The following is a 23949-nucleotide window of genomic DNA, read 5'->3' on the forward strand; positions in this document are numbered from 1 at the left end:
GCGACCGCCACCCGGCTCGGAAGCCACCGCTGCGCCTTGCCAGGCCAGCGGTGGCCTCTGCGCTCAGTCGCCCGCCTGCACCATCTCACCATTGGTGTCGGTCACCCGCACCACCGTGATGGCGGGGGCATCTTCGTCGTCACCTACGATCCCGGTACTGGCGCCGTAGAAGCCGGCGACAAAGCGGAAGGCGGGTGATCCCGACGGACCCGTGCAGTGGAAGTTGTACTGGCGCAGCACTTCTGCGACACAGACATAGCCCGAGTCGGTATCGATCACCGAGTGCTCATCGCGCTTCTGGAAGCGGAAGATACGGCTTGGCATCGCGTCGGTCGCAGACATCACCGACCAGGACCCGCGCAGCGACTGGGCCGATCCCTTGTTCAGGCCGTAGTAGAAGCGCTCGATCTGCACCGGCTCTTCACCCGGGAAGGCCAGCGTTCCCACCGACGGCGCGCTGAAGTGGATCGACTGGGTCAATCCCGCATCCGCCTTGAAGCCTGCGATCGCTGCCGGGCCACCAAAGTAGCGCCCACCCTGGTACTGCACGGTTGGCAGATCGGGGGTGTGGGGCTCGGGCGTGGTCGATGGATCATGCGCGCCAAGCACACTGTGGAACGTGGCCTTGCCGTCGCTCTGGTAGTCGTACACCGACATGAACAACAGATGGTCTTCCTGGTGCAGCGGCTTTTGCAGCTCGATGGAGATACCGCGGCCAGGCAGGCCCCGCAACTCGCTGCTGACGACCCAGGTCCCCGACTCGGGCAGGTAGCCCGGCGCATAGTAGCTGGTGCGCACGCGCTGGTTGTCCTGCCAGGCGTAGGCAGCGCGCGCCACGCGGAAGCCCACCAGGCGCCGAGTCTCGCCACCGCCCTCCTTCACGGTGCCGCTGAGCTGGTCCACACCACGCTTCATCGTCATCGCGATCGCCGGCGCACCGTTAGCCCCCGCACGGTTGCCCGCGCAGTTGAACACCAGACCCCGGCCGCCATAGCTGCATTGCGCCACCACATGGCCCGACAAGGTGCCGCCAAAGCCATGGACCGCCGTTGCCACGGCAGGTGGGTATGGCCAGCCCATCGCTGCAGCCACCCAGTCCTCGCTCATCGAGACCTGTTCGCTGCTGCCGATATCGGCCCACCAGCTGCGCACCGGCTGGTTGCTGCTGTTGAGCTCGACCATGGCCCAGCGGTCGACAAAGGCCGGATCGGAGAAGACACCAGCAGGCGTGCTCTCGTAGTCAAAGCGGTGCATGGGCTTCACCGGCTCGCCGGGGAACTGGATCGTACCGGTGCTGCGGCTGGTGAAGGTGATCACCACATTGCCGGGGCTGCCGGCCGCATGGCCATCGCGTTGCTCGCTGCCAAAGAAGCGCCCGCCTTCATAGAAGTACAGCGGAGCGGTCACCTTGTTGTCGCGCAAGGTGCCCAGCGCCGTGTGGAAGGTCGGCTCGCCCGATTGGCGGTAGTTGTAGACCTGCATGAACAGCACGCCGTCCTGGATGTCGATGCCCATGCCACGGCCTGGCTCGCCATTGAGCTCATCGCTGATGATCCAGGTACCGTTCTGGGGCGCAATCCGGGCCACCGGAGGCTCGGGCGGCTCGCCGCCAGAGCCCGTCGACTTCGAGACTTCGCGGGTGATGCTGCCCGTGTTGCCGGCCTGGTCCGTCTGCGATGCGGTCACGGCAACCGCGCCATCCGGCAGGCCACGGACATCCATGCCCGGTGCCGTCCAGCTGCCGTTGACGCAGGCCGCTGCAGCCTGGACGGTACCGACCTTGACCGTCATGGGGCCGTCACCCGAGGTGCAGCTGCCCGCAGGGCGGTAGGCGCTCTGGTTGGAGGTATCGATGCTCGGCGCCGTGCCGATCGCGACTGCGGGCGCCACGGTGTCCTTGACCGGGTTCTGGGAAACAGAGACCACTGCACCAGCCACCGTCTGCGAAGCCATCACGGTGACCGCACCATCAGGCAAGCCACGCACATCCAGCGCTGGCGTGGACCAGGTGCCGCCGCTGCACGGCACCGACACAGACAGGGAGCCGACCACGACGGTCACATTGCTGCCGCTGGCCGCGCAAGTGCCCGAGACGGTGTAGGACGCCTGGTTGGACAAGGCAATCGCTGGTGCCGAAGTGATGGCCAGCACCGGCGTGCCCCCACTGGAGTTCTTGCTGGTCACAAAACCCCCCGACCCCGTCTGGCCGCCCGCTGTCTGCGCCACCTGTACCGCGACCGCACCATCGGGCAAGCCGCTGACATCGATGCCTGCGGTGGACCAGGCTCCGCCGCTGCACAGGGCCGTCGCAGAGATGGTGCCGACCAGCACGGTGACATTGGCGCCATCGACCGAGCAGGTGCCCGATACGGTATAGGCAGTCTGGTTGGCCGCCGTGATCGCTGGCGCCGAGGTCACGGCCACGGCAGGCACTACGCCAGCCGCATCCTTGCTCGTCACGATACTGCCGGTGCCCGTCTGGCCTCCCGCCGTCTGCGCCACTGTCACCGTCACCGGTCCGTTGGGCAGGCCGCTGACGTCCAGGCCCGCGATGGACCAGGCGCCAGCGCTGCACACGGCCGTCGCCGAGATGCTGCCGACCAGCACCGTCACATTGGCACCATCGGCCGAGCAGGTGCCCGATACGCCATAGGCCGACTGGTTGCTTGCCGTGATCGCAGGCGCCGAGGTAATGGCCACCACCGGTGCGGCGCCGGCCGCGTTCTTGGTGATCACCAGGCTACCCGATCCCGTTTGGCCACCAGCGGTTTGCGAGGCCATGACGGTGACCGCGCCATCGGGCAGGCCGCTGACATCCACCCCCGCGCTCGTCCAGATGCCGGCGTTGCACTGCGCCGATGCCGGGACAGATCCAATCAGCACCGTGACAGCGGCGCCATTTGCCGAGCAGGTGCCCGAGACGCTATAGGCGGACTGGTTGGCCGCCGTGATCGCAGGTGCCAAGCCAATGGCGACCACAGGCACCACGCCTGCCGAATCCTTGCTGGTCGTCCAACCGCTGGAGCCGATCTGGCCACCCACCGTCTGCGACGCGGACACGGAGACCGGTCCATCGGCCAAGCCGCTGACATCGATGGCCGCAGTCGCCCAGATGCCGCTGTTGCACACCGCCGACGCGGTGAGGCCGCCTATCAGCACATCCACATTGGCGCCATCCGCCGAGCAGGTACCCGAGACCGTATAGGCCGACTGGTTGGCTGCCGTGATCACAGGCGCCGAGGTGATCGCCACCACCGGTGCCACGCCTGCGGTGTCCTTGCTGGTGGCGAAGCTGCCCGTGCCCGTCTGGCCACCAGCCACTTGGGTCGCCGTCACCGCAACCGGCCCATCCGCCAGACCGCTGACGTCCATGCCCGCGGTCGCCCAGAGGCCACCATTGCACGGTGCCGTTGCAGACACCGAGCCGACCTGCACCTGCACATTGCTGCCGTTGACCGAGCAAGTGCCCGAGACGGAGTACGCCGATGCATTGGCTGCGGTGATGACAGGTGCCGACGTAATGGTCACCACGGGTGTGGCTACGCCCGTGCTCTTGTTGACCTGCACATTGGCCGACCCCACCAGCGTGCCCACCGTCTGCTGAGCGGTCACGGTGACCGTGCCGTCCTGCAAGCCACTGACATTCAACGCTGCGGTCATCCAACTGCCGCTGGTGCAGGGCACCGATGCGGACACCGAACCGACCAGCACCTCCACATTGGTGCCGTTGACCGAACAACTGCCCGAGACGCTATAGGCCGACTGGTTGGCCGCCGTGATGTCCGCAGCCACGGTAATGGTCACCACGGGTGGGACGCCGCCTGTGTTCTTGTTGGTCACCAGGCTGCCCGATCCCTGCAGCGCGCCAACCGTCTGCGCGGCGGTCACCGTGACCGGTCCATCCGGCAGACCACTGACATCCACGGCTGGGATGGTCCAGAGGTTCCCGGCGCATGGCGCCGATGACGACACCGAGCCGATCTGTACAGCCACCGCCGCACTGTTGACCGAGCAGCTGCCCGAGACCACATACGAGGCCTGGTTGGCTGCCGTGATGGCGGGAGCCGAGGTAACGGTTACCACCGGCACGGCGCCAGCCGTGTCCTTGAAGGTGACCAGGCTCCCCGATCCCAGCACACTGCCGACGGTCTGTGCCGCAGTCACGGTGACCGCCCCATCGGGCAGGACCGTGACATTGAGGTCTGCGGCGGACCAGGTGCTAGCCGCGCATGGGGCGCTTGCAGCCACCGAACCGACCTGCACCGCGACCGGCGTGCCGTCGGCCGAGCAGGTGCCCGAGACGGTATACGACGCCTGGTTGGCTGCGGTGATCGCAGGTGCCGCGCTGACGGTCACCACCGGGGCGGTGCCTGCCGTTTCCTTGGTCGTCACCAAGCTGCCCGATCCCGTTTGGCCATTGGCAGTCTGCGAGGCCATGACGGTGACGGCTCCCTCGGGCAACGCAGTGACATCCGCTGCCGCTGAGGACCAGATGCCGGCATTGCACTGTGCCGATGCCGATACCGAGCCGACCAGGACTGCCACGCTGCTGCCATCCACCGAACAGGTGCCCGAGACGCTATAGGCGGCCTGGTTCGCCAATGTGATCGCAGGTGCCGACGTCACGCGCACCACGGGTACGTTGCCGGCCGCGTCCTTGGTGGTCACCAGGCTGCCCGTGCCGGTTTGGGCGCCCAGCGTCTGCGAGGCCTTCACCGTGACCGGGCCATCGGGCAAGGCACTGACATCCACAGCCAGGCTCGTCCACAGGCCGGCGTTGCACTGCGCCGAGGCGGGAACCGTGCCGATCTCGACAGCCACCGCCTCGCCGGTGGCCGAGCAGGTACCCGAGACGGTGTAGGCCGACTGGTTCGCTGCAGTGATCGCCGGTGCCGACGTCACGCTCACGGCGGGCGCAACACCGGCCGTGTCCTTGCTGATCACCAAACTGACCGTTCCCGTCTGGCCACCGGCAGTTTGCGACGCCTCTACCGTGATCTGACCATCGGCCAGGCCACCGGCATCGACGGGACCGGCGGCCCACAGGCCATCATTGCACTGCGCCGTGGCAGCTACCGAGCCGACCAGCACAGCCACTGCCTGGCCATTGACCGAGCAGGTACCAGAGACGGTGTAGGCCGCCACGTTGACGGCGGTGATCGCCGGTGCCGATGTAATGACCACGACCGGAACCACCACTGCGGTGGCCTTGCTGGTCTCGACGCTGCCCGACCCGGTCAGGCCACCCAGCGTTTGGGTAGCCGTCACGATGACGGCTCCATCCGCCAATCCGCTGACATCCAGGCCGGCAGCAGACCAGCTTCCACCGTCACACATCGCAGTGGCAGGCACATTGCCCACCTGGACGGCCACATTCGTGCCATTGGCCGAACAGCTGCCCGCCACGGTATAGGACGCCTGGTTGGCCAGCGTGATGATGGGGGCCGAGGTAATGGTCACCACGGGAGCCGCGCCGCCCGTGCTCTTGCCAATCACCACGCTCGCCGCCCCCGTACCACCGCCCACCGTCTGCGACGCGGTCACGGTGACCAAGCCATCGGGCAAGCCACTGACATCCAGACTGGCGGTGGTCCAACCGTTGCTGCCGCACGTTGCCGTGGCTGACAGGGCGCCCACCTGGACCACCACGGCCGTACCGTTGACCGAGCAGGTGCCCGAGACGGTATAGGCCGACTGGTTGGCCGCGGTGATCTCGGGAGCCGCGCTGATGCTCACCACGGGTGCGGTCCCTCCGGATTCCTTGTTGATCACCAGGCTGGCGGATCCCGTTTGGCCGGCGACCGTTTGTGAGACCAGCACGGTCACCGATCCAGTGGGCAAGCCACTGACATCCAGCGCGGCGGTCGTCCAGGCGCCGTTGCTGCATGGTGCCGTCGCAGCGACCTGGCCCACCAGAACCGACACATCGGCGCCATTGGCAGAACAGCTGCCCGATACGACATAGGCCGACTGGTTGGCAGCGGTGATGGCGGGTGCCGAGCCAATCGCCACCGCAGGTGCAGCACCGGCCAAATCCTTGCTGGTGACCAAACTGCCTGATCCCGTCAGGCCGCCCGCTGTCTGCGAGGCCGTCACGGTCACCGACCCATCGGGCAGGCTACTGACATCCAGCGCAGCGGTAGACCAGGCGCTGCTGGTGCAAGGCGCCGATGCCGATACCGCGCCGACCAGCACGGCCACGTTGGTTCCATTCACCGAGCAGGTGCCTGCTGCGACATAGGCAGACTGGTTGGCAGCCGTGATGGCGGGTGCCGAGGTCACGGTCACCACGGGAGCGATGCCGGCCGTATCCTTGGCCGTCACCAGGCTGCCCGATCCCGTTTGGCCGTTCACGGTCTGCGAAGCCGTCACCAGGACCGCTTCATCCGGCAAGCCGCTGACATCCATCGCTGCGGTGGACCAGATCCCACTATTGCACACCGGCAACGGCACGGCTGCCACCTCACCGACATGCACCGTCACCAGCGCGCCGTATGCCGAGCAGGTGCCGGAGACGGTGTAGGCAGTCTGGTTCGCGGCGGTGATCGCGGGGGCCGCGGTAATGGTGACCACGGGGGCAATGCCCACCGAGTCCTTGCCAATCACCAGGCTGCCCGAGCCGGTCAGCCCACCCAAGGTCTGCGAAGCAACCACCGAGACGGATCCATTGGGCAAGCCACTGACATTGAGGCCTGCGGTGACCCAGAGGCCGCTGTTGCACTGCGCCGAGGCGGATAGGGACCCGATGCCAACGTCAACGCCCGTGCCATTGGCCGTGCAGGTGCCCGAGACGGTATAGGACAACTCATTCGCAGCCGTGATTGCAGGGGCCGAAGTGATGGTCACCACGGGGGCGATCCCCGCCGCGCTCTTGCTGGTCACCGCACTGCCCGATCCCGTCTGGGTACCGGCGGTCTGGGAGGCCATGATCGTGACAGGTCCATCGGGCAAGCTGCTGACATCCAGGCCTTCAGTGGCCCAGGCACCGCCGCTGCACAGGGGCAATGCGGCGATGGAACCCACCAGAACGTTCACCGTGCTGCCGTTGACCGAGCAGGTGCCCGAAACGATATAGGACGCCTGGTTGGCGATCGTGATGGGTGGAGCCGAGGTAACCGCAACGGTAGGTGCGACGCCGGCCGTGTCCTTGCTGATCACCAGCGTGCCCGATCCGGTCAGGCCATTGTCGGTCTGCGACGCCGTCACCGTGACCGCGCCATCCGGCAGGGTCCCCACATCCACCGCCGAGGTGGTCCAAAGCCCAGCATTGCACACCGCCGATGCAGGGATGGAGCCAATCAGTACCGCCACATTCGAGCCGGGGGGCGAACCCGTGACCGAGCAGGTGCCCGAGACGGTATAGGCGGATTGGTTGGTTGCCGTGATGGCAGGCGCCGAGCTGATGGACACCACGGGGGCAATACCCGCCGTGTCCTTGGCGGTCACGAGGCTGCCTGATCCGGTTTGGCCATCGGCGGTCTGCGAGGCCGTGACCAACACCGGTCCATCCGCCAAGCCGCTGACATCGATGCCCGAACTGGACCAGATGCTGCCGGTGCAGGCTGCCGAGGCCGCCACGGAACCGATCAGGACTGCGACAGGCGTGCCATTGGCCGAGCAGGTGCCCGAGACGGTATAGGACGCCTCATTCAGTGCGGTGATGGCGGGTGCCGAAACAATGGTCACCACGGGAGCCTCCACCACGGTGTTCTTGGTGGTCAAGAGGCTGCCCGACCCTGTCTGGTTGCCTACCGTCTGTGAGGCTGTCACCGTGACCGATCCATCCAGCAAGCTGCTGACATCGACGCCTGCCGACGACCAGAGGCCTCCATTGCAGGTCGCCGTGGCAGCGAGGGAGCCGATCAGAACGGCGACGCCGATGCTGTTGGCCGAACAGCTGCCCGAGACGGCGTAGGACGCCTGATTCGCCGGGGTGATCGAGGGAGCCGAGGTCACCGCCACCACAGGGACGGTGCCCGTCACGTCCTTGCTCGTCACCAGGGTCGCGGATCCGGTTTGCGCGCCCACGGTCTGCGAAGCCATGACCGTGACCGCACCATTGGGCAAGGCACTGACATCCAGGCCTGCAGTGGCCCAGCTGCCGTTGGTGCACAGCGCAGAGGCAGAGACAGCGCCCACCAGCACCGCCACGTTGTTGCCATTGACCGAGCAGGTCCCCGAGACCGTATAGCCAGTCTGGTTGGCCTGCGTGATGGCCGGTGCCAAGCCGATGGTCACCACCGGGATGACGCCGGCCGAATCCTTGGTCGTTCCCAGACTGCCGGAACCCGTCAGCAGGTTGGCCGTTTGGGAGGCCGTGACCGTGACTGGCCCATTGGGCAACCCACTGACATCCAGGCCTGCGGCAGCCCAGATATTGCCGGTACAGGGCACGGTGGCAGTGACGGTGTCGATCAGGACCGTGACGTTGCTGTCGTTCACCGAGCAGCTGCCCGATACGGTGTAGGAGGCCTGGTTCGCCGCGGTGATGGCCGGTGCCGACGTAACGACCACCACGGGCAGCACACCGGTGACGTCCTTGCTGGTGGCGAAACTGCCCGAGCCGAGCAAACCACTGACCGTTTGCGAGGCCGTGACGGTGACCGGTCCATTCGGCACGGCTGTGACATTGAGGCCGGTGGCCGACCAAAGGCCGCCGTTGCACGTTGCCGATGCGGGCACTGCGCCCACCAGGATGGCGACCGCCGCACCGTTGGCCGAGCAGGTGCCCGAGACGCCATACGACGCCTGGTTGGCCAAGGTGATAGGTGGCGCAGAGACGACCGTCACGACGGGCGGCTGCACCACCGGGGCCGTGTTCTTGGTGGTGGACTGGCTGGCCGCGCTGCCCGGCCCTGCGGGGGACTGGGATGCCGTCAGCGTTACGGGGCCATCGGCCAGCCCGGTGGTGTTCACCGAACCGGAATAGCTGCCCGTGGCCGAGCAAGGCAGCGACTGATTGGCACCTGTGGGCGTGGACGTGATGGCCACATTGCCACTGCCAGCGCTGCAGCTTCCGCTGACGGCGACCGAGGACTGGTTACTGGTGGTGATCAGCGGCAACGGAGCCAAGGTGACGGTCGGCGCGCAATCGGCCATCGTGGCCGTGGAGTTGCCGACCACGACGGATGCGCCAAGCAAATGCGCGCCCAGCGCGGTGGCGACCAGCTCGACGCGCAGCGCATTGACGCTCAGCGTCCGCCCCTGGTTGCTGAGTGTTTGCTCATTGGTGTGGAGAACCACGCCCACCATGGTCCCGAAGTTGGGTACGCCAATCGTCAGATTTTTGGAGGTGTTGACCCCCACACCGACGTCCACCAGCGATCCCGTGGCGCCCAGGATCTGCGCACTCCCCTCTGGTTTGAGGACGCCGTTTTCGCAGGACATCTTCGCTTGCGAGCTGAGGGTATCGGCCCCGAGCGCCAGCCCGGCGAGCTTGAGGGCCAGGCCATTGACGGACGCCGAGGACACGACACTGTTTTGCGCCAGCTTGCTCTGCGTGGCAGCGTTGAGAACACCCGTGCGCACGGTCAGCAAATTGCCCAGGCCTGCAGCAACCGATGCACTGAGGACCGAGGTGGGCGCATTGAAATCCGGTGGCGCGGTTCGCGGCCCCGTGTCGGCAATCGGAACGCCGAGCCCCACGCCGGCCGCATCGGCGGTCACCTGCAGGCCATAGGCCCGGCCAGCTCCTGTAGAGGCCGCCAAAGCGTTAAAACTGCAGACGAGGGCCAGGCTCGCGAGCCCCCCATACAACAGACGGCGAAGTGTCCTCTGCGCACCAATCGGGTTCATAGCGTCTCCTAGTACACCGCGCCAAGACGCCGGAACAGGCTGAGTTCCACTCAGGCCTTATCCACCGAGGGTCGAGGACAGGTGCCGCTGATTGCTGATACAAACACAACTATTCACAAGGACAACCGTACTTTGAATCTTTGGTAAACAGTAAATTAATTTATTGAAAGAACATATAACCGCGACTAGTTCCGGTCTATAAGCAAATCCAACTCTGCTTGACTGTCCCACCGGCTGAGAAAATTGCCAAAATCCCTGGGCAAACCTCTTGCGATGCAATGCGCTTTTAGGTTGTTTTCATACTCCTTCAGAGGAGAAATGTGGGATAAACGCTGGATTTTGTAAGACATGCCACAGCGCATTTTTGAAACAAAAAAACCCGCCTATACAGGCGGGTTCGGCATAAATCAGTCAAAAAACCAAATACAGAAATAAATATAGTCCGACAATATCGACGGTATCATCCTGCATAAATTCCAGGTTTTGACCTACAGGAGCAGTTACATTCAGATATATTCCTACTGACCGCCGCGCACCATCGACAGGATCTTGGCGGTGGTCAAGCCGCTGGCGGTCTGCTGCATCTGCGCCTGGTAACGCGTTTGGAGCTGGCGCCCATCCTGCATCACATGCGCGTAGGCGTTCTTCAGCATTTCGGTCGACAGCTGGCGCCCGCCGGCGTAGTACTGGTTGGCGACATGGCCGAGCGCATAAGTAGACGCAAAGCTCATGCCGCTGCTGACCGCCTGCTTGCCCAGGCCACCGAGCAGGCCCTTGCCCGCCTTGCCCAGCAAACCGCCGAGCAGCTTGCGCCCGGCCTGCTCCAGGTACTGCGATGTCAGGCCGACGCCCAGGGCACCGAGCAGGTCCTTGATGTGTCCCTTGTCCAGCTCGTAGCCATAGTTCTGCCCAATCTGGTAGACCAGGCGCATCTGCAGCGGAATGATCGCCAAGGTCGAGAGGTTCTCGGGCAACAGTTCGATCGCGCCATTGAGAATCGAGGCCTTGAGGATCTTCTGGTCCATGGCCTCCACCGGCAACGCAGAGGGCCGGCGCTCGGCCTGTGCCGGCAGCAGCGGGTCCGCCGCTGCCGGATGGGGAGCGGGCTCGGTCAGCGCCAGCGGGGCTTCAGGCAAGGCAGCATTTAACGGCGCATCGACCAGGCTACCGGCCAGCGCTGCTTCGCGGGGTGTGCTCAGCGCAGCAGCAGCCACCATCCCCGTGGCTGCCGCTACCGCAGGCGTTGGCGCAGCGGCCGGCGCGGTGGATGGTGCCGGCTGCGCCGTGCCAAAGGCCTCACGCAGCTGCGCCAAAAAGGCCGCTTCCTTGGGGCTGGTGCTGCCATCGGCCTCGCAGACGCACAGCGCCATCTCATAGGCAAGCTGGCGCGACTCCACCGTCTGCAGCTGCGCCAGCACATCGCCCAGCTGCACGCGGCGCAGCAGCACATCCTGGTAGAGGTGGGGCAGGTTGATCTGCTGGTCGGCCGCCAGGCCCTCGGCCACCTGGCGGATCTGCTCGCGCTCACGCTCGTGCTTTTCGCCGTCGGCGAACGAGGCCAGCAGGCACAAGGTCAAGGTGGCACGCATTTCTTCAGTCGTCATGGATCAGGGCTCCGCATTCAAAGTGCACAAAAGAACGCAATTTGAGCCCAGGGCGTGGCCCAGGTTCCGCACCCAGGCCTGCCAGCGGCCACTCTGCGCTACCGTCCTACGCGATCGCCTGCACCGCCGCTCACCTGCGCAATGCCGGCCTGGGCCAGTTCGTCGCGCAGCACCTGCAGCGCCTGCGCCTGGTGTGCGGCATCCATCTGCGCATCATGGTTGGCCACGCTGATGGCGGCGATATGCGCGCTGTGGTCGGTCTGGAACTCGATCGCCAGCCCCACGCCAGTGGCACCCGAGGTCAGCAGGTTGACGCTGAGCGAATGGCCGCGTTTGCGTGTCTGGCGCACCATGTCCATCAGCCGCTCATGGCTGATGCCGGCGGCCTCGTAGTCGAGCCGGCGGCGCTGGAAGATCTGCTCCAGCTCGGCATCGCGCAGGCTGGCGGCCAGCGCCAGGCTGGCCGTTCCCTGGCCCAGCAGGCGGATCTGGCCGGTCATCAGGCTGTGCGCAGGCAGCACCGTGCTGCCCGGCTGCACATGCAGGCAATGGGCAAAGTCGCCGACGCGGATGATCAGAAACACCGTATCGCCGGTGCGTCTGGCCACGCTCACCATCACCGGGTGGCAGACCCCGAAGATCGGCGGCTTGGCCATCGCGGCCAGCCCCGTCAGCATCGCTTCCACCCCCAGGCGGTAGCGGCCCGTCTCCGCATCCTTGGCCGCGTAGCCGGACTGCACCAGCACCATCAGCAGCCGCCGCGCGGTCGACCGGTCCAGCCCCGACAGCGCCGTCAGATCGGCAATCGACAGGCCTTGCACATGGTGGCGCGTCAACAAGCGCAGCACCTTGACCAGGCGCGCAGGGCTCTGCGCCCCGGGAAAACCTGAGTTCATATCGTGAACATCCGTGCTGCCAGCTTTTGCCATCCCAGCGCTTCCCGTTTCATAGTTGGTCGTCACCCCGCAAGGCCCGCACAAGCTAATGCAGATGGCTGCCGGCGCCTGTCTCCCCCGTTATCTGGAAAACCCTATGCACGCCTACCGCCCTGTACATGCCCCGCACCCCGCCCCTGTTGTCGGCAGCGCTGGCTCGCCCCGCTGGACCCAGCGCCCCGCGCAATCGAACTGGGGCGATTTTGGCCCCGACGACCAGCTCGGCCGCCTGAACTACCTGACGGCGGACAAGGTGAAGGAAGCGGCGCGGGAGATACAGACCGGCGAGCGCTTCTGCCTGAGCCTGCCGTTGGACAAGCCCGGCGGCAATGCGCTCAACCCGCGCCGCCACCCGCCGATCATCAAGCCCTCGCGCCGGCCGCTGGGCCCGGGCCTGAACTTTGCGCTGTCGCGCGCGAACCCGCTCTACACCGACGTGGTCAGCGACGACTATGCCGAGATCTACCTGCAGTACTCAACGCAATGGGATGCGCTGTCGCATGTGGGCAGCCATTTCGACATCAATGGCGATGGCGTGGACGAGCTGGTCTACTACAACGGCTTCCAGGCCGGCATCGACATCCTCGCACCCGACGACCTGCCGGACATGGGCGGCCAGTCCCGCGCCAAGGCGCTGGGCGTGGAGCGCCTGGCCGAGCAGGCGATCCAGGGCCGGGGCGTGCTGGTCAACCTGCGCCGCCACTTTGGCGACGGCCACACCCTGGTGTCGGGCAAGATGCTCAAGGAGGTGCTGCAGGCCGACGGCATCGAGGTGACCCAGGGCGACATCGTGGCGCTCTACACCGGCTTCAGCGAACTGCTGCTCGCCTGTGATGGCCCCCCCAAGCCGGACATGCCCGAGACCGTTGGCGCGGTGCTCGATGGGCGCGACCCCGAGCTGCAGCAGTGGATCATCGACAGCCACATCACCACATTGGTGGCCGACAACTACGGCATCGAATCGGTGCCCGGCCGGCCGGTGGATGGCAGCTGCGCCTTTCTGCCGCTGCACGAGCTGTGCCTGTTCAAGCTCGGCATGCCGTTTGGCGAACTCTGGTACCTGCACCCACTGGCGCAGTGGCTGCAGGCCCATGGCCGCTACCGCTTCATGCTCACCGCACCGGCACTGCGCCTGCCCGGTGCCGTGGGCTCACCCGTGACTCCGGTCGCCACCGTCTGAAGGCCGCCTATGACATCCCAACCCATGGCCAGCGCGCCCAGCAGCGCGCGGGCCAACGATGTGCGCAGCCTGTTGGCACTGGGCGCGGGCGACGCGCCCGCGCTGCAGTTTGGCGCCCTGACCCACAGCTATGCGCAGCTGCGCAGCCAGGTGCAGCAATGTGCCCAGGGCCTGCGCCAGCAAGGCCTCGCGGCCGGCGATGTGCTGGGCCTGTGGCTGCCCAATACCCCCCACTGGCTGCTGCTGCACCTGGCCTGCGCCGAGCTGGGCATCACCACCTTGAGCCTCAACCTCAAGCTCGGCGTCAAGGAAATCAGCAGCTTTATCGACCGCTCGGGTTGCAAGGCACTGGCCTTTGACCGCGCCACCGCCAATGCGCTGGCGGTCATGAATGGCGCTGCCGCCAGCTCGGGCAGCCTGCTGCCGGGCAACAGCCTGGCGCAAATCCTGGCGCAGCAAGGCGGTAGCCTGCAGTGCCTGATCGATGCCAGCCTGGGCCCTGCCGATATACCAGCGGTCCCGCTGGCGGGGGCTGGCACGGCGCTGCAGATCCAGCCCTGGCAGGCGCTGATGGCAGCGCGCGCCGCACCCGGGCACCCCACAGCGTGGCAAGGCGATCGGACCTGCATCATCCTGTCCTCGTCGGGCACCACCAGCCAGCCCAAGCTCATCGTGCACCGCCAGTCCAGCGTGGCCCAGCATGCGCAGGATGTGGCGCCCGGCTTTGGCATCGACACCAGCTGCCGCAGCCTGCTGGCCTTGCCACTGTGCGGCGCCTTTGGCTACACCGCCGCAATGGCCACCCTGGCCGCAGGCGCCTGCCTGGTGCTGCATGAGGTGTTTGATACCGCACGCGCTGCGGCCTGCCTGCACAGCGAGCCCATCACCCACATGTTTGGCACCAATGACATGGTCGACAAGCTCATTGCCGATCTGCCCGCAGGCTGGCAGCCGCAGGCGCTGCGCTTTTTTGGCCATGCCAACTTTGTGCCCGGGCTCGATGCGCTGCCAGCCCTTGCGCAGCAGTTCGGCATCCCGATGGTCGGCTGCTTTGGCATGAGCGAGACCTTTGCGCTGTTTGCCCACCAGGACCCGGCCGCGCCCCTGCCCCGGCGCGCGCAATCGGGCGGCTTTCCGGTCTGCCCGCAGGCGCGGGTGCGCGTGCGCAACCTGGAGACCGGCGCCCTCGCCGGCGCACAGGAGCCTGGCGAGCTGGAGTTCTACAGCCCCACGTTGATGCAACAGTACCTGCACGATGCACAGGCCACGCAGCAGGCCTTCACCGATGACGGCTATATGCGCTCCGGCGATCTGGGCTACCTCAATGGCGACGGCGGCTTTACCCATATCTCGCGCCTGGGCGATGTGCTGCGCATCGGCGGCTTTCTGGTCAACCCCGCCGAGATCGAGGAGTCGGTGATAGCGCTCAGCGGCGCCAGCGCCTGCCAGGTGGTGGCCGTGAATGCCTCGGGCAGCTCGCGCCCGGTGGCCTTTGTGCTGGAGCCCAGCGGCAGCGCCAGCAGCCGTTGGGACGAAGAGGCGCTCAAGGCCCAGCTGCAGCAGCAGATTGCCCGCTACAAGGTACCCATCCGCATCTTCCGGGTCGACACCTTTCCCTACACGATGGGGCCCAACGGCAAGAAGGTCAAACGCAATGAGCTGCGCGACCTGGCCCAGCGCCTGCTCGCCCAGGAGGCCACCGCATGAAGCAGCCATGGACCCTGGCCGACACGCCCTTTTTTGACGCGCAGCATGAAGAGGTCATCGCCCGGCTCAACCGCTGGATGAGCGACAACCGCGCGCGCCTGGCCGATGAAACGCCGCAGGACCTGCAGGCCGAATGCCGCCACTGGCTGCAAAGCCTCGCCCAGCATGGCCTGCTGGAATACGCCGCGCCGGCGATGGCCGACGGCATGCCAGCGGCGGTGGACCTGCGCGCCATCTGCCTGGTGCGCGAATGCCTGGGCTACTACGCGCCGCTGGCCGATTTTGTCTTCAGCATGCAGGGCATCGGCAGCGCCGCGCTCTGGCAGAAAGGGGATGCACGGCTGGTTCAGCCCTATGTGCAGGCCTGCAGCCAGGGCGAAAAAGTCGCAGCCTTTGCGCTGACCGAGCCCGATGGCGGATCGGACGTGGCGGCCACCAAGACCCGTGCCGTGCTGCAAGGTGACCACTATCTGCTCGATGGCGCCAAGTCCTATATCTCCAACGGCGGCATCGCGGACTTCTACGTCGTCATTGCGCGCACCGAAGAGGCCAAGGGTGCCAGCGGACTGTCGGCCCTGCTCGTCGATGCCGACACCCCGGGCCTGCGCATCCACCGCACCATCGACATCATCGCGCCCCATCCGCTCGCGGAGATCCATTTCGCGCAGTGCCGGGTGCCCGCCAACCGCCTGCTGGGCCAGCCCGGCGAAGGCTTCAAGGTGGCGATGGGCGTACTCGATATCTTCCGCAGCTCGGTCGGCGCCGCCGCGCTGGGCATGGGCCAGCGTGCGCTCGATGAAACCCTGGCACGGGTCAGCCAGCGCCAGCTCTATGGCCAGGCGATGGCCGAGATGCAGACCGTGCAGCACAAGCTGGCCGACATGGCCACGCAGTTGGAGGCCGCGCGCCTGCTGGTGCACAAGGCCGCCTGGTGCCGCGATGTGCGCCAGCGCCGCATCAGCACCGAGGCGGCGATGGCCAAGATGCAGGGCACCGAGGCGGCGTTCCAGGTGGTCGATGCGGCCGTGCAGCTCTGGGGCGGTATGGGCATCACCTGCGGCAGCGTGGTCGAGCGCCTCTACCGCGAAGTCCGCCCGATGCGCATCTACGAAGGCGCCACCGAAGTGCAAAAGACCATCATCGGTCGGCAGATATTGAAAGGCATGGCATGACAGACAGCTCCCGCAAACCCCGCGTTCTGGTCACCGGCGCCAGCCGGGGCATTGGCCGCGCCACGATGCGCTACCTGGCCGACAAGGGCTACCAGACCATTGGACTAGCCCGCAGCATCCCTGCCGACGCCCGCTCCGATGAGCAGTTCATCGCCTGCGATCTGATGGACCTGGATGGCACGCGCCAGCAGGTCGAGCAGCTGGCCGCGCAGGCCCCCTTCTACGGCCTGGTCAACAACGCCGCGCTGGCCCACACCACCGACCTGGCACACACCAGCGTGGCCGACATGAACGAGGCGATGGCGCTGAACGTGAACGCCTGCCTGGTGTGCATGCAGGCGCTGCTGCCAGGCATGCGCCAGGCGCGTGCTGGCCGGGTCGTCAATATCTCGTCGCGCGCCGCGCTGGGCAAGCCCAACCGCACCGCCTACAGCGCCACCAAGGCCGCCGTCATCGGCATGAGCCGCACCTGGGCGCTGGAGCTGGCCACGGACCAGATAACGGTCAATGTGATTGCCCCGGGGCCCGTGGCCACCGAACTGTTCAAGACCGCCAGCCCGCCCGGCGCGCCGCAGACCGAGGCGCTGCTCGCTGCCGTGCCGCTGCAGCGGGTGTCCGAGCCGGTGGAGATCGCCCATGCGATCGACTTTCTGCTGCATCCGCTGGCCGGCTACATCACCGGCCAGACCTTGCATATCGATGGAGGACTGACGATCAGCGCCACCCGGATATAGCGATCTCAGAGGGGCCTCTGGACACGGCAACACCACAAAAAGGAACGGAGACAATGCCATGAACGACCAACTTCCCCCAGCCCAATCACCTGCCAACCAGGACCGACGACGGTGGTTGCTGCGCAACGCAGCCTGGGGTGCAGCCAGCCTGCTGGCCAGCCACCCGGCCTGGGCGCAGAGCCCCTACCCGTCGCGCCCGGTGCGGCTGGTCGTGCCGTTTGCGGCAGGGGGCGCCACCGATGTGCTGGGCCGCTTGCTGGCCAAGGCGCTGGAGCCGGGCCTGGGCCAGCCGGTGGTCGTCGACAACAAGGTCGGCGCGGCCGGCGCCATCGGTGCCACCCAGGTGGCCCATGCCGAGCCCGATGGCTACAACGTGCTGATGGGCGGCGTGGGCACCAATATCGTGCTCGAGCACACGATGCCCGACCTGGGCTACCGGCCCCAGCGCGACTTTGCCGCCGTCGCCTCGATCTGCAATGTGGACTATGTGCTGGTGGTGGCGCAGGACAGCCCCTACCAGACCTTGGGCGAGCTGCTGGCCGATGCGAAGAAGACACCGGACAAGCTGCGCTACATGTCCACCGGGCCGCTGGGCCCGCTGCATGTGGCCATGGAGTACCTGGGCAAGCTCAGCGGCGCGCAGATGATCCATGCGCCCTACAAGGGCGAGGCTCCCGCGCTGCCGGACCTGCTGCAGCAGCGGGTGGACATGGGCATGATGACGGCGCTCTTCATTCGGCCGCAGGTGCAGTCGGGCAAGCTGCGCGTGCTGGCCACGTTGAGCGCGCAGCGCATGGCCTCCTGGCCCGAGATCGCCACCGTGGCCGAGCTGGGCTACCCCGGTTTTGCCGCGCCGATCTGGAACGGCTTTTTTGTGCCACGCAAGACCGGCGCCGAGGTGGTGGACCGCCTGGGCAAGGTCACCGTGGCCCAGCTGCAGGCGCCCGAGCTGAAGAACCTGCTCGAAAAACAAGGGGTCTCCGTCACCGCCCAGGGCCCGGACGCCTACGAGAAATTCCTGCAGGCCGAACGCCTGCGCTGGCAACAGATGATCCGCGAATCCCAGGTACTGACAAAAAGCTGAACAGGAGACAAGACATGGCTATCTCTCACATCCGCGCGCTGCGCGCCCCCCTCCTACCGCTGGGCCTGGCCGCAGCACTGCTGTGTCTGCCGCTGGGCGCCATGGCGCAATCGGGCCCGCCGGTGCGCATCGGCCTGATCGTCGACCAGTCGGGCGTCTACTCGGCCATCACCGGCAAGGGCAGCATCACCGCTGCCCAGATGGCGCTGGACGAGGCCGGAGGACAGGTGCTGGGCCGCAAGGTCGAGCTGCTGACCTTTGACCACCAGAGCAAGGCCGACTCGGCAGCGGCCAAGGCGCGCGAATGGTACGACAACGGCGTGGACGCGATCCAGGACGTGGGCGGCTCGGCCGCCGCGCTGGCGGTGCTGAACATCGCCAAGGAAAAAGGCAAGGTGCTGGTGATGAGCGGCCCGGCCAGCGACCGCATCACTGGCGACATGTGCGGCCCGACCGTGGCCCACTGGGCCTACAACTCCTATTCGCTGGCCAATGCCGTGGGCAAGGCTGCAGCCGAGAAGTTCGGCAAGCAGTGGTATTTTCTGACCGCCGACTACTCCGGCGGCTATGACATCGTCAAGGCCACCACCCAGGCGATCAGCACGGTCGGCGGCAAGGTGATCGGCGAGACACGGCACCCGCTCAATGGCTCGGATTTCTCGTCCGCCGTGGTGCAGGCCCAGGCCAGCAAGGCCGATGTGATCGGCCTGGCCAACTTTGGCAATGACCTGGTCAACTCGATCAAGGCTGCGCGCGAATTCGGCATCACCCCCGAGAGCAGGCAAAAGCTCGCGTCGCTGCTGATGTACATCAACGATGTGCATTCGGTAGGCCTGCGCACCGCGCAGGGCATGCTGCTGTCCGAGGCCTTTTACTGGGACATGAATGACGAGACGCGCGCATTCTCGAAGAAGTACTTTGCCAAGGTCAATGCGATGCCCAATATGAGCCAGATGGGCGCCTACTCCTCCGTCAAGCACTACCTGAAGGCGGTGGAGGCCGCGGGCAGCACCGATGCCAAGGCGGTGATGGCCAAGATGCGCGAGATGCCGATCAACGATGTGTTCACCAGGAACGGGCGCCTGCGCGAAGACGGCATGATGGTGCACGACATGTACCTGTTCCAGGTCAAGTCACCGCAGGAGTCCAAGGCGCCTTGGGACTACTACAAGGTCATCAGCACGGTGCCGGCCGACAAGGCCTTCCTGCCGCTGTCCGAGTCGGCCTGCCCGCTGGTCAAGAAGTAGGCCGCCGCACCATGGCCCACCGCGAAACCCAGAACCAGCTTTTCAGCCCGCTGCAGCTGCGCGATGTCGTGCTCAAGAACCGCATCGTGGCCGCCCCGATGTGGCAGTACCAGGGCCGCCATGGCCGGGTGCAGGATTGGCATCTGATGCACCTGGGCCGCCTGGCCGCAGGCGGTAGCGGCCTGGTGCTCCAGGAAGGCACCGGCGTGGAGCGGCGTGGCGCCGGCACCTTGGGCGATATCGGCCTGTGGCAGGACGACATGGTCGCGCCCTTGCAGCGCATCGTGCAGCTGATGCGCGACTGCGGCACCACGCCCGGCATCCAGCTGATGCATGCCGGCCGCAAGGCCCGGCAGCTGACACCGGCCCAGGGCCGTGGCCCCCTGCCCTGCCAGCCCGATATCGCCGACTGGGATGCCTGGACGCCGATGGGCCCCAGTGCGATCCCGGCGGGCAAGGGACTGGAGACGCCGCTGCCCATGTCGCTGCAGCACATCCAGCAGGTGGTGGAGGCCTTTGCCGCGGCCGCCGGCCGCGCCGCGCGCGCGGGCTACCAGGTGCTGGAGCTGCATGCCGGCCATGGCTATCTGCTGCACAGCTTTTTGTCACCGCTGGCCAACCAGCGCGGCGATGCCTGGGGTGGCAGCTTTGACAACCGCTGCCGGCTGCTGCTCAGCGTCGTCGAAGCGGTGCGCGCCGTGTGGCCAGCGGGCCTGCCGCTGCTGGTGCGGCTGTCCTGCACCGACGGGGCGCCGGACGGCTGGACCTTGGAAGACAGCATCGCGCTGGTCAAGCGCCTGCTGCCGCTGGGGGTGGATGCGATCGACTGCTCGTCGGGCGGCATTGCCGGCTCGCCATTGCGCGGCGGCGCGCTGGCCACCTATGGCTACCAGGTGGAACTGGCGTCGGCCATCAAGGCCGCCACCGGCGCCCGCACGATGGCTGTGGGCCTGATCGTGCATGCGCAACAGGCCGAGGCCATCTTGCGCAGCGGCGACGCGGACCTGGTGGCACTGGCGCGCGAGCTGATCTACAACCCCAATTGGCCGATGGATGCGGCGCAAAAGCTGCAGGATGCGCAGGACTTCCAGATGCTGACCAGGAACGAAGCTTTCTGGCTGGAGCGGCGCAAGGCCACCACACCGGATCTGCAACCGTCCACCTTTGTGCGCTGAAGGCGTTGACGGCACCGGGCCGGGCAATGCCACAATGCGGCGATGCGCCTGTCCTCCATCGTCCTTTCCCTGGCAATGCTTGCACTGCTGGCCAGCGCCGGCTGCAAGCAAATCCCCTATTCGCCGTTGCCGGCACCGCCGACCGGCATCCGCTACGAGCCTGGCGCCAACAGCGCGGGCATCGCCCGCATGTCAGAGACTGAGCTGCTGCGCCAAAAGCGCCTGGCCCAGGGGGGCGACAAACGTGCGGCCTTCAACGTCTACCAGCATCTGCGCTCGGTAGAGAACGATGATGCCCAGGCGCGCGACTGGCTGATCCTGGCGGCCGACCTGGGCCATGCGCCGGCGCAGTACAACCTGGCCCAGATCGGCATTTATGAACAGGACAGCGCCAGCGCGCTGTACTGGGCAAAACGGGCCAGGGCCTCGGGCTACGCGCATGCGGCCGAGCTGGTGCAGTCGCTGGAGAACCCCGAATAGACGCTAAGCGATCAGCGGGCCGGTGGCAGGCGCGCCAGCTCGGCGGTCAACGCGCGCACATCGGCCAGCGCGCGGGTCTGGTCGGCCAGTGCAGCGCTGGCGGCCGCTCCTCCCAGGGCCTGAGAGAAGCCCTGCAGCACCTGCTGGGCCTTTTTCAGCTCGGTCTCCAGGATCAGGCGGCGCTCGTCCTGGCCGAAATCTGCGCGCTCAGGCAGGCGCGGGCTTGGCGACCGGGTGTGGGTTGGGGCAGGTGCGGATGCGACCGTGCGCAGCGTGCGGCGTGCGGGCGTTGCAACTGCGGCCTTGCAACCGGGTCCGGCGGCGGCGGCACCGCCAAGGATGTATTCAACGCCCTCATCCTTGCACACCGTCTGCGCACCGGCTGGCGAAGCGCCCAGCGCGGCAGACAGCAGCAGCACGGCCGCTGCCGTCAGTGCCCCGTCAACGTGCCGCATCGAATGGATTGGGAACATTCTCCACCCCCATCGGATTGGTCCAGATTGCAGGGCAGAAGGCATTGCGCAGGCCGACCACGTCCTGGAGGCCATCAAGCGCTGCATTGCCCACGTGCGCGGTTACCCACTGCGCCCCGTTGCGGATATTGCCGACCAGGTCGGGCACCAGGGTCGCATAGTCGCCCAGTCCGCTGTTGCCATCGGCCACATCCCACTTGAAGCTGGCATTGAGGTCCGAGGTATCGCGCGCCGGGCCAAAGGAATAGAAGGGATGCCAGTACAGGGACGACTGCATGCCGACCGAGGCCTCCTGCGTCAGCGGAAAGCGGTCGTTCGACAGAAAGAACGCATCGATGGCCGAGACACCGGTGGCATCGGCACCGGGCACGTCGTCGCCGGTTGTCAGCACCGAGCCGATGTGCCTGGAGACATAGCGGTAGCCCTGCATCGCCTTGATGATGATGGGCCCGGCAATCGGCACGCTGAGCTTGTAGCCGTAGTGCACCCGCAGGTGCAGGATATTGGTCTCGCCCAAGGTCTTGTTGGAGACCGCACCGCGCAGCCGCGCATCTTCCAGATTCGGGGTGTCGCCGTTGTAGGTGTCGGTCGCGCCGGTACGCGCATCGCGCTCATAGGGCAGCGGCTTGCGGTAGCGCAGGCTGTCGTTGGGGATGCGAACGATGCCCCGCGATTCGCCATAGTTCTCCACCATCGCCCAGTCCAGAAAAGTGTTCTGCGTCGGGTTGACATACTCGATGCAGCTGCCCTGGATCAAATCGGTGTTGGTGTTGACCCAGCCCTTGAGCAGGCCCGAGACACTGGCGTCCGACACATACAGCGGCATCATGCCGCGCACAAAACCCTGCCAGACGCTGCCCTTGGTCAGTGCGGACTTGACGTTGCCCAGGCTCACATCGGCCAGCATGCCCTTCTTGGCCAGCGGAATGCGCAGGTCATAGGGCAGCGGCAGCGCATTGTTGAGCGAGCCCACACGCGCAGCCTCGTTGGCGGCGTACTGCAAGGTCAGCCTGGCGCGGTAGATCAGCGCAAGCTGGACCAGCGACAGCGTGAACACCAGCACCACCGGCAGCGCGATCAAGGTCTCCGTCATCGACACGCCGCGCTGCCGGGCGCGGCTTGCAGGCTTGAGCGTCATGCGCATGTCAACCCCTTTCAACACAGTTGCAGCCGCTGGCCCGGTGCCAGCCCCAGGCGCGCAGCCTCGCCGCTGCGCAGCTCCAGCACACCTTGCGCGCCCCGGCACCAGGCCATGCGCCAGGGCGCCAGGCCGGTGCTGATGCGCAGCACCTGCTGCTGCGCATCGACAAACACCACATCGATCGCGTAGCGCATGAAGCAGGTATGCACGGCCGCGCAGCGCTCGAACACCAGCGCCTCGCCACTGCCGGGCGGCGGACGAAAGATCAGGCCAAAGGCGCGTTCGGAAAAGCGCTCGGCCACCTGTGCTTTGAGTGCTGGCATGCCGGGCACCTTCATTTCAAGGTCTGGTACATCTGCACCGCGAGTGGAAAAAAGATCACCATGAAGGTGACCGGAAAGATAAAGATCACCAGCGGACCGAGCATCTTCACGGGCGCTTCCATCGCCAGTTTCTCGGCGTGCTGGAAGCGCTCGGTACGGCGCTGCTCGGAGATGGCGACCAGGGTGTCGGTCACGCTGGCACCCAGCGATTCGGCCTGCGTCAGGTTGGAGACCAGGCCGCGCACATGCTTGTTGTCCATGCGCTCGGCCATCGCGTTGAAGGCCTCGGTACGGCTCATGCCCGTGCGCATTTCGCGCAGCAGGCGCTCGAGCTCTTCGTGCATGGCGCCGCTGGGTCCCTTCTGCACCGCCTGCGAGATCGCCGCTGTCAAGCCCAGACCGGCCTGGCAGCACAAGGTGATCAGATCGAGGTAGCCGGGCAAGGTGCGCAGCACTTCCTTGTCGCGGCGCTTCTTGCGGTCATTGACCCAGATGGCCGGCAGCATCCAGCCCAACAGCAGGCCTGCCAGGCAGGCCAGGCGCACCCACTGCCCATCGATCTTCAGTGCCATCGCCGCGCCGGTGAAGGCCAGCGCCACCGCCGTCATCGCGATCACGCGCACGGCGATGATCTCCTCGGCCTTGAGCACATACTCCAAACCGGCCAGCTGCAGCTTGCGCTTCCAGCGCAGCAGGCTGGAGGTGGGCGCGATCTCCGAGACATGGAACTGCAGCACGTTGACCGCCGGCCAGATGAGCCGGATGCCCCATGGAAGCGGGTCCATGTGCTCGCGCACCGACGGCCGGGCCTTGCGCACGATGGCCACGAAGTACAGCAGGATGATGGCCGCCATCACAGCGGACAGAAAGATGGCGGCGAGCAGAATGGCGTTTTTCAT

15 protein-coding genes are annotated in these 23949 nt (G+C 66.4%); 8 read left to right on the plus strand and 7 right to left on the minus strand.

What is annotated here, in order from left to right; all coding sequences use genetic code 11:
• Positions 1-63: 63 nt before the first annotated feature.
• The 3 genes from ACCQ08_RS17190 to ACCQ08_RS17200 form a co-directional block, all read right to left on the minus strand.
• Positions 64-9795: a beta strand repeat-containing protein gene (locus tag ACCQ08_RS17190; RefSeq protein WP_373450485.1), complete on the minus strand. Its 9732-nt coding sequence runs from the start codon at positions 9793-9795 to the stop codon at positions 64-66.
• A 518-nt stretch (positions 9796-10313) separates the two neighbouring features.
• Positions 10314-11399 (minus strand): TerB family tellurite resistance protein, encoded by a 1086-nt coding sequence (locus tag ACCQ08_RS17195; RefSeq protein ID WP_373450486.1) that lies wholly within the window; start codon positions 11397-11399, stop codon positions 10314-10316.
• Between the two features lie 98 nt (positions 11400-11497).
• Positions 11498-12295 (minus strand): IclR family transcriptional regulator, encoded by a 798-nt coding sequence (locus ACCQ08_RS17200; protein WP_373450487.1) that lies wholly within the window; start codon positions 12293-12295, stop codon positions 11498-11500.
• 136 nt (positions 12296-12431) lie between these two features.
• Between ACCQ08_RS17200 and ACCQ08_RS17205 the strand changes: the two genes are divergently transcribed.
• From ACCQ08_RS17205 to ACCQ08_RS17240, 8 genes are read left to right on the plus strand one after another with little or no spacing between them, the layout of a single operon-like run.
• Positions 12432-13514 (plus strand): cyclase family protein, encoded by a 1083-nt coding sequence (locus tag ACCQ08_RS17205; protein ID WP_373450488.1) that lies wholly within the window; start codon positions 12432-12434, stop codon positions 13512-13514.
• A 9-nt stretch (positions 13515-13523) separates the two neighbouring features.
• The gene (locus ACCQ08_RS17210) at positions 13524-15221 is read left to right on the plus strand and encodes an AMP-binding protein (RefSeq protein ID WP_373450489.1); all 1698 of its coding nucleotides are present in this window, start codon (positions 13524-13526) and stop codon (positions 15219-15221) included.
• Complete coding sequence (locus tag ACCQ08_RS17215) at positions 15218-16393, plus strand: acyl-CoA dehydrogenase family protein (RefSeq protein WP_373450490.1); 1176 nt, start codon at positions 15218-15220, stop codon at positions 16391-16393. Before ACCQ08_RS17210 ends, ACCQ08_RS17215 begins: the two co-directional genes overlap by 4 nt.
• The gene (locus ACCQ08_RS17220; RefSeq protein ID WP_369461030.1) at positions 16390-17127 is read left to right on the plus strand and encodes an SDR family oxidoreductase; all 738 of its coding nucleotides are present in this window, start codon (positions 16390-16392) and stop codon (positions 17125-17127) included. Before ACCQ08_RS17215 ends, ACCQ08_RS17220 begins: the two co-directional genes overlap by 4 nt.
• 58 nt (positions 17128-17185) lie before the next feature.
• Positions 17186-18211 carry a Bug family tripartite tricarboxylate transporter substrate binding protein gene (locus ACCQ08_RS17225; protein WP_373450491.1) on the plus strand — a complete coding sequence of 342 codons (1026 nt, stop codon included), beginning with the start codon at positions 17186-17188 and terminating at the stop codon, positions 18209-18211.
• 14 nt (positions 18212-18225) lie between these two features.
• Complete coding sequence (locus ACCQ08_RS17230) at positions 18226-19458, plus strand: ABC transporter substrate-binding protein (protein ID WP_373450492.1); 1233 nt, start codon at positions 18226-18228, stop codon at positions 19456-19458.
• An 11-nt stretch (positions 19459-19469) separates the two neighbouring features.
• Positions 19470-20633, plus strand: coding sequence for an NADH:flavin oxidoreductase/NADH oxidase (locus tag ACCQ08_RS17235; RefSeq protein ID WP_373450493.1), 1164 nt, complete (start codon positions 19470-19472; stop codon positions 20631-20633).
• 42 nt (positions 20634-20675) lie between these two features.
• Positions 20676-21113, plus strand: a complete 438-nt coding sequence (locus tag ACCQ08_RS17240; RefSeq protein WP_312413330.1) for a hypothetical protein — start codon at positions 20676-20678, stop codon at positions 21111-21113.
• A gap of 11 nt (positions 21114-21124) precedes the next feature.
• Here the strand turns inward: ACCQ08_RS17240 and ACCQ08_RS17245 are convergent, their stop codons facing one another.
• The 4 genes from ACCQ08_RS17245 to ACCQ08_RS17260 are packed head-to-tail and all read right to left on the minus strand — an operon-like array spanning position 21125 to position 23949.
• A complete protein-coding gene (locus ACCQ08_RS17245) occupies positions 21125-21586 on the minus strand; it encodes a hypothetical protein (RefSeq protein ID WP_373450494.1) in 462 nt (153 codons plus the stop codon).
• On the minus strand, positions 21555-22730 hold the full coding sequence (locus ACCQ08_RS17250) for a TadE/TadG family type IV pilus assembly protein (protein ID WP_373450495.1): 1176 nt from the start codon (positions 22728-22730) through the stop codon (positions 21555-21557). The genes ACCQ08_RS17245 and ACCQ08_RS17250 overlap by 32 nt, the downstream gene beginning before the upstream one ends.
• Positions 22731-22741: 11 nt before the next feature.
• Positions 22742-23050 carry a DUF192 domain-containing protein gene (locus ACCQ08_RS17255; RefSeq protein WP_373450496.1) on the minus strand — a complete coding sequence of 103 codons (309 nt, stop codon included), beginning with the start codon at positions 23048-23050 and terminating at the stop codon, positions 22742-22744.
• 11 nt (positions 23051-23061) lie between these two features.
• Positions 23062-23949 (minus strand): type II secretion system F family protein, encoded by an 888-nt coding sequence (locus ACCQ08_RS17260; RefSeq protein ID WP_239809096.1) that lies wholly within the window; start codon positions 23947-23949, stop codon positions 23062-23064.

Source organism: Comamonas sp. SY3, assembly GCF_041730275.1.
Lineage (GTDB): Bacteria > Pseudomonadota > Gammaproteobacteria > Burkholderiales > Burkholderiaceae_C > Comamonas > Comamonas sediminis.

Excerpts from the sequence above, each read along its gene's own strand:
- ACCQ08_RS17190 (WP_373450485.1), bottom strand. The coding sequence starts at position 9,795 with ATGAACCCGATTGGTGCGCAGAGGACACTTCGCCGTCTGTTGTATGGG.
- ACCQ08_RS17195 (WP_373450486.1), bottom strand. The coding sequence starts at position 11,399 with ATGACGACTGAAGAAATGCGTGCCACCTTGACCTTGTGCCTGCTGGCC.
- ACCQ08_RS17200 (WP_373450487.1), bottom strand. The coding sequence starts at position 12,295 with ATGAACTCAGGTTTTCCCGGGGCGCAGAGCCCTGCGCGCCTGGTCAAG.
- ACCQ08_RS17205 (WP_373450488.1), top strand. The coding sequence starts at position 12,432 with ATGCACGCCTACCGCCCTGTACATGCCCCGCACCCCGCCCCTGTTGTC.
- ACCQ08_RS17210 (WP_373450489.1), top strand. The coding sequence starts at position 13,524 with ATGACATCCCAACCCATGGCCAGCGCGCCCAGCAGCGCGCGGGCCAAC.
- ACCQ08_RS17215 (WP_373450490.1), top strand. The coding sequence starts at position 15,218 with ATGAAGCAGCCATGGACCCTGGCCGACACGCCCTTTTTTGACGCGCAG.
- ACCQ08_RS17220 (WP_369461030.1), top strand. The coding sequence starts at position 16,390 with ATGACAGACAGCTCCCGCAAACCCCGCGTTCTGGTCACCGGCGCCAGC.
- ACCQ08_RS17225 (WP_373450491.1), top strand. The coding sequence starts at position 17,186 with ATGAACGACCAACTTCCCCCAGCCCAATCACCTGCCAACCAGGACCGA.
- ACCQ08_RS17230 (WP_373450492.1), top strand. The coding sequence starts at position 18,226 with ATGGCTATCTCTCACATCCGCGCGCTGCGCGCCCCCCTCCTACCGCTG.
- ACCQ08_RS17235 (WP_373450493.1), top strand. The coding sequence starts at position 19,470 with ATGGCCCACCGCGAAACCCAGAACCAGCTTTTCAGCCCGCTGCAGCTG.
- ACCQ08_RS17240 (WP_312413330.1), top strand. The coding sequence starts at position 20,676 with ATGCGCCTGTCCTCCATCGTCCTTTCCCTGGCAATGCTTGCACTGCTG.
- ACCQ08_RS17245 (WP_373450494.1), bottom strand. The coding sequence starts at position 21,586 with ATGTTCCCAATCCATTCGATGCGGCACGTTGACGGGGCACTGACGGCA.
- ACCQ08_RS17250 (WP_373450495.1), bottom strand. The coding sequence starts at position 22,730 with ATGCGCATGACGCTCAAGCCTGCAAGCCGCGCCCGGCAGCGCGGCGTG.
- ACCQ08_RS17255 (WP_373450496.1), bottom strand. The coding sequence starts at position 23,050 with ATGCCAGCACTCAAAGCACAGGTGGCCGAGCGCTTTTCCGAACGCGCC.
- ACCQ08_RS17260 (WP_239809096.1), bottom strand. The coding sequence starts at position 23,949 with ATGAAAAACGCCATTCTGCTCGCCGCCATCTTTCTGTCCGCTGTGATG.